Raw genomic sequence first — 9,612 nt, 5'->3', positions numbered from 1 at the left:
GTCCCATTCGTCTAGTGGCCTAGGACACCGCCCTTTCACGGCGGTAACAGGGGTTCGAACCCCCTATGGGACGCCACTTTATCTTTTCGGTTTGTCTGATGACTACCCTTAACTGTTTTCAATGCCCATCCTGGGCAGCTTTTTCCCGCTGAACGTATTCTGTTTCCCGTGCATCGTATATACTGATGACTCAATGCTTATAAAAGCTCAATGATTTCATGGGTTAATCATTTTAATGATTTCGCTGATAAGGATGTCGTTGCTCTTGGTTGTGCTAAGCCTGTCCTCGGGACAGCTGCTGGCGGATTCAGTGATTGTCTCTCTGGATGTTAAAGAGCAAGCGATAAACAAAAACTTTCTTCTCGCTGCATTTTCAATGCGCATCACCCGTTGGCCGGATGGCAGGCCGATACGGGTTTTTGTGTTGCCTGACCGTAACGATCTGCATCAGCGGTTTGTAAAGCAGCATCTGCAAGTGTTCCCCTATCAGCTGCGAAATAATTGGGACCGTCAGGTTTATACCGGGACAGGATCGTTTCCGGTAACCGTGGACAACATGGAGGAGATGTATCGTATGGTTAGCCAAACCGAAGGATCGATTGGTTACATTGCTGAATCTTTTAAGTTAAATCTTGAAAAGGTGAGGGTTGTCGATGAATTTTAAATCCGTCTCGACTCTGCTGCTTTTCGGGTTCAGTGTCCACTGTGCAGCGGTTTATGCAAATGATTCAGAGAATCATAACCTGTCAGTTAATGGCTTTTTGACGCAGGGTTTTTTCTATACAGATCATAACAACCTGTATGGCGAAAGCCGTGATAATGGCAGTTTTGATTTTCATGAAATCGCTTTAAATACGGCCTATCGGTTTACCCCTAAGTTACGTGGTGCGTTACAGATAATGTCCCGGCAGGCGGGTAATGTCGATAATGGAGAGCCCAAGCTGGATTATGCGTTGTTGGATTATCGCTTTAATGATTCAGTGGAAAAAGCCGTTGGTGTGCGGGTAGGCCGCCTGAAGATTCCGTTTGGTTTTTACAATGAAACCCGGGATGTTGCTTTTAGCCGCCCGAGTATCATGCTGCCACAATCACTCTATTTTGATCAGGCCCGGGATCTGGAACTTTCGATTGATGGCGTAATTTTATACAGCTCTGTGGAAGTCCCCGGTGGCTGGCTCGATTTTGATCTGCTTTATGGTAGTCCGCAAACAGATACTAATGTGGAGTATGCCTACTTTGCGTTTGATGCTGCCGGTAAGTTTAATAAATCTGATGGTGTCATGGGGCGGGCTATCTACAGTGTTGATGGCGGGCGTATCCGGGTGGGGCTGACTGGCTCGGAATACCGGCTGGGCTATAAGCCGGGCAATAACCCTGCCTTGTGGAACGAGCTTAATAAGGGCGACCTTAAACTCAATGTTCTGGCCCTGTCAGGGCAGTATAATGCAGAAAACTGGAGTCTCACCGGCGAGTATATGTTGCATGAGCTTGACTGGCGTGAGCTGGGAGGTGTTTTCACTCTCAATCCGGTTACAACCATTGAATCTTACTATTTGCAGTTACAGTACCGCTTTAATTACAGCTGGGATCTGTTACTGCGCTATGATGATCTCAAACTGGATAAAGATGACCCCCGGGGCAAACAGAATAGTTTGCTGTTTTATACCCGGCCCGCGCATAATTTTTATGCTAAAGATCTGACGCTGGGTGTTGGCTGGAGACCGGTTCCAAAGTGGCTCTTCAGGGCTGAACTGCACAATGTTGAGGGTACTGGCTGGCTGGCAGAGCAGGATAATCCTGACGCATCTGCCTTGCGAAAATACTGGAATGCATTTTCATTACAGGCAACTTACCGTTTTTAAACAATGAAGTCGTGAGATAAAGCATTATGGATGGCGCTCACAGAAAGTTTTTAAGTCTCAGATGGAAGATCTTCATCCTGCTGGTGGTGGTACTGGTCGGGGTGCAGGGGATGTACGCCTTTTTTTCGCTGACACAGCTGAATGAACAGTTCAGACGGCAGCGTGAGCAGATCAATACTTCCGAGATTGCTCGCCTGGATGGTTCAGTGGAAGCCTCATATCAGCGTTTACTTGAGGCCGCTGAGCTGTTGCCGCTGATCGATAGCAGTCAGGATCAAGCGATTACACCGCTGGCCCGCCTGAGCCAAACCATTAATCTCAAGTTTGATGCATTCCAGTTAACCGGCTCGGTCAATGCCGCTTACCTCTATGACAGCCAGGCCCGTATGGTGGGTTTCTGGGGGGAGAAGGTACATATCCGTGAAGCCGATATTCAACAGGTTTACGATACCGAAAGACCCCTGCGAAAACTAACCTGCACATCGGTTTGCCTGCGGTATGTGGCGATCCCGATCCAGCTGGAAGGTAAAAAGCAGGGCGTGTTGATGGTGGGGCGCTTTCTTTACGATGTTATCTATGAAATAAAACAGCAGACCGCCCTCGATATTGGTCTGGTTCTGCAGGCGCCGGAAGGTGCTGGAGAACTGGGCAACTGGGGACTGTTGATTAACTCCCTGACCAATCGTTCACAAAATCAGGAAATTCTCGAGCAGGTTAGCCGGAAGCAGGCGTTTAAACCGGAAGGGGGCAGTTATGTTCTTGAGCATAATGATCGCTATTTTGAGGTGCTGTTTTCACCACTGAAAGGCGTCAGCGAAGGGAATGCTTACTGGGTGGTGCTTGATGATATCTCTGGCCACCTGTTAAGTATTCGCCAGAGCCTGATGAATTATCTGTTGCTCGGGGTTGGCGGTATTGTAACCGCCCTGATACTACTATCGTTATTGTTACAAAAGCCTATCCGTTTTTTTACGTTGCTGGCGCAGGAACTTTCTCAGCTAAGCCGCAGTGAATTTGGGCTGTTTCGTGAATCCCTGGAGCAGTTTCGTAAGCGGGATAAAACCTTTGGCGAAGATGAGCGGGATCTGCTGGTTAGCAGCGCCATACTGCTGAGTGAGCAGTTAGAAAGGCTGGAAGATGAAGTCGATGAACGCACCGATAGCCTGGAGAAAAGTCGTCAGGCGTTAACTAAAGAGCGTGATTTTCTCTTTGGGCTGCTGGAGACGGCGCCGTTGGTGATTATTACCCAGAACATCAAAGGGCAGCTGCGCAGCGTTAACCACTTTGGCTTGCGGTTGATGGACCTGGAAGGCAAGTCTCTGCGCAAAGCCAGTTTTATCGATACGCTGCAGCGGGAAGAGGAGCGTCAGGAGTTTCTCAACAATACCCGCCGACTGATGGACGGTCTGGAAGCGGAGGTGCGCACCGATAGTGTGCTTCTGGATGCGGTGGGTAACCGTCATGATCTTTCATGGCTGCATGTGCGCCTGCGGAACTCGCAGGGGGATGAACCGCTGATGCTGAGTATCGGCATGGATATCAGTGACCGGAAGCGCGCTGAACGTCGCCTGCAATGGTTGGCGAACCATGATCCACTCACCGAGCGACCAAACCGCCTGTTCTTTATGAGCTGCCTGAATGATGCGATTGAAAAAAGTCGGGGCCAGCATAGTAATGTTGCGGTTCTGTTCATTGATCTTGACCGTTTTAAAGAGGTGAATGACTCGCTGGGTCATAATGTGGGTGACAAACTCCTGAAAGTTGCCACCGGGCGGATCAGTGATTGTATCCGCGACACTGATCTGCTGGCCCGGCAGGGGGGCGATGAGTTTAGTGTCCTGCTCACCAGTGTCCGGGATCTGGAAGGGGCTGAAGTTGTTGCCAGTAAAGTTTTGCAGGCATTTCAGCAGCCCTTCTGGATTGGTGAATATGAAATAGTGGTCACCGTGAGTATAGGCATCAGTCTCTTCCCGGATCATGGCGTCGATGGTGCAACCCTGATCAAACATGCCGATGTGGCGATGTTTCAGGCGAAAGACTCCGGCAAGAACTGCTATTTCATCTATGATGTGGAGAAGGATCACCAGCGCTTTGAGCGCTTCTCTCTGGGGGCTGATCTGCGTAAAGCGATCCAGAACGATGAGCTGGTGCTCTACTATCAGCCTCAGGTTGATGCGCTCTCGAACCGGGTAATCGGTGTTGAGGCACTGGTTCGCTGGCAGCATCCGACCGCCGGGTTGCTGCCGCCGGATCGCTTTATCCCGTTAGCCGAAGAGCTGGATCTGATTATTCCGCTGGGTGAATGGGTGTTACGTGAGGCGTGTCAGCAGATGCAGGCATGGCTACAGATCGGCTTGCCGAGGATGACTATGGCGGTGAATCTGGCGGGACAGCAGATCGCCCATGAACGGCTGATCAAAAGTGTCGAGGAAGCCCTGAGTAGCTCTGGCCTCAGCGCAGACTGTCTGGAGCTTGAAGTCACCGAAAACTTTGTGATTCAGCAACCGGAAGTCACCGTGGGTAAGCTCACCTATCTGCGTGATCAGGGGATTACTCTGGCGATGGATGACTTTGGTACCGGCTACTCTTCGCTGAGTTATCTGAAGAAGTTACCGATAGACCGGCTGAAAATTGATCGTAGTTTTGTTAAAGATATCGGTGTGGATCGTGGTGATGAGTCCATCATTAAGGCAACCCTGGCGATGTGTCACTCCCTGGGACTGGAAGTGGTGGCCGAGGGGGTGGAGACCACCGAGCAGCTGAATTTTCTGTTGGACAATGGTTGCCATATCATTCAGGGCTACTACTACAGTAAGCCCCTGCCGCCGGAAGCATTTATGGATTATATCTGCAGCCGGCAGCAACAACTGGATGGGGCAAAACAGTTGCCCTGATGGACTCAGGCACTGTGCACACTTCAGTGGCTTTAAAACTAAAGCCCTGAAACGCTGAAGGTATGACGCGGGTTAGTTTTGCCCAAAAACACTGGCGCGGCTATTGATATAGTCAAACTCTTCGCCCCGTTCTTCGGCTGCAAAGCGCAGCTCGTCTAAGCGCTGAAATTTTTCGATCTCATCATCAGGCATGTTGTGCAGCCCGCTGCCGCCAAAAAACCACAGCAGGTCACGGGCAATCAGGTGGGCCAGTTGCGGATACATGCGGAATGCCCGCTCCATAAACAACTCACCATCTGCGTATGCCTGCTCCTCACCTTTCTCAAAATCATGGATCAGCTGCTGAAAATCAAGAATAAACTGCTCCTCTTCGGCGGTGATATCTTCGAGGGTGAACGGCTCCTGACGGATAAAGTTGTTATAGGCGATTTTCAGGAAGTTGAGGTGATGAAACTGATAAGGTGTCATAGCGTTCCGAAGCGGTTAGGGTATTCAGGAAAACACTATTTTAACCCAGAATTTAACAGGCGGTAACCGTTGAAAAATGGGTTATTTGCCCCAATCTATCTTCTCTAATCACGATTTTTCCTATTTTTTTAGTACTTCCCACAGGATCCAACAGGAAACTGCATGACAACTGCGCTCTCCATAAAAGACCTGCGCAAGGTCTACAATAACGGCTTTGAAGCCCTGAAAGGGATCTCTTTTGATGTTCAGGAAGGGGATTTTTTTGCACTGCTAGGCCCTAATGGTGCTGGTAAATCAACCACCCTGGGTATCGTCTCATCACTGGTGAATAAGAGCTCCGGTCAGGTCGAAGTGTTTGGCTATAACCTCGATACCGACGCCAGTAAAGCGAAGTGTGAACTGGGCGTAGTGCCACAGGAATTCAACTTCAATATGTTTGAGAAGGTCGAGGATATCGTCATCACTCAGGCGGGTTATTACGGCATTCCGGCGGCAGAGGCAAAAAAACGCAGTGAGTTTTATCTGCGTAAACTGGGGTTATGGGACAAGCGCAACGAACCGTCGAGAAGTCTGTCCGGGGGGATGAAACGCCGCCTGATGATCGCCCGGGCACTGATGCATGAACCGCGCCTGCTGATTCTGGACGAGCCGACCGCCGGTGTGGATATCGAATTGCGCCGCTCTATGTGGGAGTTTCTGCGGGAGATTAATGCCAAAGGCACCACCATTATTCTCACCACTCACTATCTGGAAGAAGCTGAAAGTCTGTGCCGCAATATCGGTATTATTGATCGCGGTAAGATCATCACCAACACCAGTATGCGTGAGCTGCTGCAACAGCTGAATACCGAAACTTTTATTCTGGATATCGGCCCGGCGCAAACTGAGTGTCCGCAGCTGGATGGCTATCAGGTCACGCTACAGGGCGACCATACCCTGCTGGTGGATGTGGAAAAATCTCAGGGGCTGAATCAGGTATTTGCTCAGCTGTCAGAGCTGGGGATTGAGGTGACCAGTATGCGCAATAAGAGTAACCGTCTGGAAGAGTTGTTTGTCTCACTGGTGGATAAAACCCTTGGGGATAAAGTGAAGGGAGGTGCTGCAGATGAATAACCGGCAACTGTTTATCGCCTTCTGGACCATTCTGGTCAAAGAGGTTCGTCGTTTTACCCGTATCTGGGCGCAGACGCTGCTGCCGCCAGCGATCACCATGACGCTCTACTTCATTATTTTCGGTAATCTGATCGGCTCCCGAATCGGGCAGATGGGCGGCTTCAACTATATGGAGTTCATCGTCCCCGGCCTGATCATGATGTCGGTGATCACCAACTCCTATGGCAATGTGGTGTCCTCTTTCTATAGCACCAAGTTTCAGCGCCATATTGAAGAACTGCTGGTGTCACCCACCCCCAACTGGATTATTCTCAGTGGCTATGTGATTGGCGGCTCTGTGCGTGGCCTGCTGGTGGGGCTGATTGTCACCCTGTTATCGCTGTTTTTTACCGACCTCTATATTCATAACTTCTGGGTGATCGTCTCGGTGGTGTTTCTCACCGCCATTCTGTTTTCGCTGGGAGGCTTTATCAATGCGGTGTTCGCTAACAGCTTTGACCATATATCGATTATTCCGACCTTCGTACTGACGCCACTGACCTATCTGGGTGGGGTGTTCTACTCGATCAGCCTGCTGCCGGAGTTCTGGCAGCACGTGTCGCAGATCAACCCGATACTCTATATGGTCAACACCTTCCGCTACGGTATCCTTGGCGTCAGTGATATTAATATCGGCGTTGCTTATGCCATGATCATCGGTGTGATTGTTATACTGTTCAGTTATTCAATGTACCTCCTGAATACAGGAAAAGGGATCAGGCAGTAAGCGAGGCGGTTATATGAAAGGTCATCAGACAGGTTTAGAGCATGCGCCTCTGGGTGCCGAGACGCAGTATATCAATCAGTACGATGCATCGCTGCTGTTCCCGATTGCCCGGCATCTTAACTGGCAGTCGCAAGGGGTCGAACGCAGTGCACTGCCGTTTCAGGGCTGCGATATCTGGAACGGGTATGAAATTTCCTGGCTTAACAGCCGGGGTAAGCCGGTGGTGCGACTGGCTGAATTTCGTATTCCGGCGGATAGTGCCAATATCATTGAATCAAAGTCCTTTAAACTCTATCTCAACACCTTCAACCTGACCCGGTTTGCTTCTGTGGCCGAGGTACAAAAACGGATGGCCGAGGATCTGTCCGCTGCCGCCAGAGGGCAGGTTGAAGTATTTCTAAAGCCTCTGGATAGCAGTGAGCCGATCAGTGGTTTTAAAGGCGAGTGTCTGGATGAGTTGGATATTGAAGTCACTGATTACAGTCCTGCTCCCGAGCGTTTGAAAGCAGCGGGAGAGGTGGTGTCAGAATCGCTTTACAGCCATCTGCTGAAATCCAACTGCCCGGTTACCGGTCAGCCGGACTGGGCCAGTATCGCGATTGAGTATCGTGGCCCTGCGATTGACCGTGAGGGGTTGTTGCAATACCTGATCTCTTACCGTGAACATGGCGACTTTCATGAGCAGTGTGTAGAGTCGATCTTTATGGATATCTGGAATCATTGTCAACCGGAGGCGCTGACCGTCTATGCTCGCTATTTGCGCCGGGGTGGGCTGGATATTAACCCATGGCGCAGCAGTGAGGCTGGACAGCCTGACAACCTGCGCTTAAGCCGTCAGTAACCACCGTTATTAATAGGAGAGACCATGAACGCACTGGAAAATTTGCACCAGCGGGTATCAATCCCGGCACTGGAAGGCCCGGGTCCGACGCCGGAGCAGCTGGAAAATATGTACCGTGCCGCATTGCGTGCCCCTGACCATGGTGCGATTCAGCCCTGGCGGTTTCTCAATGTACAGGACGACGGGCGTCACCGCTTAGGCGAACTCTTCCTGCAAGCGGCTGCAGAAGGAGGGACACTGTCTGCAGAGCAGCAGGCTAAATATCTCAATATGCCGTTAAGGGCACCGCTGATTATTGTGGCTATCGCGGCGACTAAAGAACACCCCAAGGTGCCCCGTTCAGAACAGGTGATCGCGGCTGGCTGTGCGGTGCAGAATATGCTGCTGGCAGCTCATGCCCAGGGATTAGGCGCCATCTGGCGCACCGGTGAATTTGCCTACAATACAACCGTGATGGCGGGTTTAGGTTTACAGCAGGGTGAAGAGATTGTCGGCTTCCTCTATGTGGGTACGCCGATGCGTGAACGCACTCCGCCTGAGGTGGATATCAGCGCATTTGTCAGCGACTGGGGCTGATTTGTCGTTTGCAAACGTCACAAGAGGATAGGGTATGAGTGAGCATCAGCAAACCGCAGAGCAATTTCTTGACTGGCTGAAAGGTCAGATACCGCTGATCACTCATATGGGGCTGGCCGAACCCTCTTACGATGGTGTTTCACTCACCCTGTCTGCTGCCCTGGCGCCCAACGTCAATGATAAAGGCACCGGTTTTGGCGGTTCACTGGCGACGCTTGCGACTCTTTGTGGCTGGGCGCTGGTGACCCTCTATCTGCGACAGCAGGGGCGTGACTGTGATGTGATGATTCGCGACAGTCAGCTTAAGTATCTGTTGCCGGTGACCGGAGACTTTAGCGCAATAACCCAACTGCCTGAGCAATCAGAGCTGGATGGCTTTATGAGCTTTATGGACAGTAAAGGCCGTGGCCGTCTTAATCTTGACGTTGAGATCTGTCAGGGGGATAAAGTAGCGATGACATTAAGCGGTGCCTATGTGGCGGTGGAAAGGGTTAAAAATCCGTAGTTCGTGGCTCGAACGTCACAGAAAGCGTGACTTGCTCGTGGCTCGAAAGAGCGGGCTGGCTTCATATTTAATCTGATGATGTTTGCTTACCTCGTTCTCACGTTTAAGAAACTTCATCGCTGATTTAAGAAGGCTCTTCCGAGCTACGAGCTACGTCTTTTTACTTCAAAACAACACTCTGAATCACAATCGGTTCTAATGGGACGTTCTGGTAAGGCCCCTGACGGCCGGTCTGCACATGGCCGATCTGGGTGATCACATCCATTCCACTGATTACTTTACCGAATACGGTGTAGCCTGGGCTTGGGCCGTTGGCATTGAGGCGGTCGTTGTTTTTCAGGTTGATAAAAAACTGTGAAGTGGCGCTGTGAGGGTCATTGGTGCGGGCCATAGCGATGGTGCCGCGCATATTGGGCAGGCCGTTAACCGATTCATTCGCTACCGGGGGCAACGTATCTTTGCGTTCCATATCGACGCTGAAACCACCACCCTGAATCATAAAGTTATCGATCACCCGGTGGAAAATCGTATCGGTGAAAAAACCGTTTTCAACATAACGCAGAAAGTTGGCCACGGTCAGCGGCGCC

General features: G+C 50.8%; 10 protein-coding genes and 1 tRNA gene. 9 read left to right on the top strand and 2 right to left on the bottom strand.

The window, feature by feature from the left end; genetic code table 11:
• The 4 genes from ACQY8X_RS20070 (at position 1) to ACQY8X_RS20055 (ending at position 4,756) form a co-directional block, all read left to right on the top strand.
• Positions 1 to 76 (top strand) — tRNA-Glu (locus ACQY8X_RS20070).
• A 177-nt stretch (positions 77 to 253) separates the two neighbouring features.
• Positions 254 to 664, top strand: a complete 411-nt coding sequence (locus ACQY8X_RS20065) for a hypothetical protein (protein WP_428036910.1) — start codon at positions 254 to 256, stop codon at positions 662 to 664.
• Positions 654 to 1,862 (top strand): hypothetical protein, encoded by a 1,209-nt coding sequence (locus ACQY8X_RS20060; RefSeq protein WP_428036909.1) that lies wholly within the window; start codon positions 654 to 656, stop codon positions 1,860 to 1,862. The genes ACQY8X_RS20065 and ACQY8X_RS20060 overlap by 11 nt, the downstream gene beginning before the upstream one ends.
• Before the next feature lie 26 nt (positions 1,863 to 1,888).
• On the top strand, positions 1,889 to 4,756 hold the full coding sequence (locus ACQY8X_RS20055) for an EAL domain-containing protein (protein ID WP_428036908.1): 2,868 nt from the start codon (positions 1,889 to 1,891) through the stop codon (positions 4,754 to 4,756).
• A 72-nt stretch (positions 4,757 to 4,828) separates the two neighbouring features.
• On the opposite strand, the gene ACQY8X_RS20050 is transcribed toward ACQY8X_RS20055, so the two are convergent.
• A complete protein-coding gene (locus ACQY8X_RS20050; protein WP_299199387.1) occupies positions 4,829 to 5,224 on the bottom strand; it encodes a PA2817 family protein in 396 nt (131 codons plus the stop codon).
• 162 nt (positions 5,225 to 5,386) lie between these two features.
• Here ACQY8X_RS20050 and ACQY8X_RS20045 point away from each other — a divergent pair, with 162 nt between their 5' ends.
• From ACQY8X_RS20045 to ACQY8X_RS20025, 5 genes are read left to right on the top strand one after another with little or no spacing between them, the layout of a single operon-like run.
• The gene (locus ACQY8X_RS20045; protein ID WP_428036907.1) at positions 5,387 to 6,337 is read left to right on the top strand and encodes an ABC transporter ATP-binding protein; all 951 of its coding nucleotides are present in this window, start codon (positions 5,387 to 5,389) and stop codon (positions 6,335 to 6,337) included.
• Complete coding sequence (locus ACQY8X_RS20040; protein ID WP_299199392.1) at positions 6,330 to 7,103, top strand: ABC transporter permease; 774 nt, start codon at positions 6,330 to 6,332, stop codon at positions 7,101 to 7,103. Before ACQY8X_RS20045 ends, ACQY8X_RS20040 begins: the two co-directional genes overlap by 8 nt.
• 13 nt (positions 7,104 to 7,116) lie before the next feature.
• Positions 7,117 to 7,944, top strand: a complete 828-nt coding sequence (gene queF / locus ACQY8X_RS20035) for an NADPH-dependent 7-cyano-7-deazaguanine reductase QueF (protein WP_428036906.1) — start codon at positions 7,117 to 7,119, stop codon at positions 7,942 to 7,944.
• A 24-nt stretch (positions 7,945 to 7,968) separates the two neighbouring features.
• Positions 7,969 to 8,520 (top strand): nitroreductase family protein, encoded by a 552-nt coding sequence (locus ACQY8X_RS20030; RefSeq protein ID WP_428036905.1) that lies wholly within the window; start codon positions 7,969 to 7,971, stop codon positions 8,518 to 8,520.
• 34 nt (positions 8,521 to 8,554) lie between these two features.
• A complete protein-coding gene (locus tag ACQY8X_RS20025) occupies positions 8,555 to 9,025 on the top strand; it encodes a YiiD C-terminal domain-containing protein (protein ID WP_428036904.1) in 471 nt (156 codons plus the stop codon).
• A 160-nt stretch (positions 9,026 to 9,185) separates the two neighbouring features.
• On the opposite strand, the gene ACQY8X_RS20020 is transcribed toward ACQY8X_RS20025, so the two are convergent.
• On the bottom strand, positions 9,186 to 9,612 hold a 427-nt coding region (locus tag ACQY8X_RS20020), incomplete at its 5' end, for a peptidylprolyl isomerase (RefSeq protein ID WP_428036903.1).

The organism is Amphritea sp. (assembly GCF_050300915.1).
Lineage (GTDB): Bacteria > Pseudomonadota > Gammaproteobacteria > Pseudomonadales > Balneatricaceae > Amphritea.
The sequence above is the reverse complement of the archived record's forward strand: the minus strand, read 5'-3'. Positions and strand labels throughout refer to the sequence as shown.

What these genes read in the sequence shown, in the direction of transcription:
- ACQY8X_RS20050 (WP_299199387.1), bottom strand. Translation starts at nt 5,224, where the DNA reads ATGACACCTTATCAGTTTCATCACCTCAACTTCCTGAAAATCGCCTAT.
- ACQY8X_RS20055 (WP_428036908.1), top strand. Translation starts at nt 1,889, where the DNA reads ATGGATGGCGCTCACAGAAAGTTTTTAAGTCTCAGATGGAAGATCTTC.
- ACQY8X_RS20025 (WP_428036904.1), top strand. Translation starts at nt 8,555, where the DNA reads ATGAGTGAGCATCAGCAAACCGCAGAGCAATTTCTTGACTGGCTGAAA.
- ACQY8X_RS20060 (WP_428036909.1), top strand. Translation starts at nt 654, where the DNA reads ATGAATTTTAAATCCGTCTCGACTCTGCTGCTTTTCGGGTTCAGTGTC.
- ACQY8X_RS20045 (WP_428036907.1), top strand. Translation starts at nt 5,387, where the DNA reads ATGACAACTGCGCTCTCCATAAAAGACCTGCGCAAGGTCTACAATAAC.
- ACQY8X_RS20040 (WP_299199392.1), top strand. Translation starts at nt 6,330, where the DNA reads ATGAATAACCGGCAACTGTTTATCGCCTTCTGGACCATTCTGGTCAAA.
- ACQY8X_RS20065 (WP_428036910.1), top strand. Translation starts at nt 254, where the DNA reads ATGTCGTTGCTCTTGGTTGTGCTAAGCCTGTCCTCGGGACAGCTGCTG.
- ACQY8X_RS20030 (WP_428036905.1), top strand. Translation starts at nt 7,969, where the DNA reads ATGAACGCACTGGAAAATTTGCACCAGCGGGTATCAATCCCGGCACTG.
- queF (WP_428036906.1), top strand. Translation starts at nt 7,117, where the DNA reads ATGAAAGGTCATCAGACAGGTTTAGAGCATGCGCCTCTGGGTGCCGAG.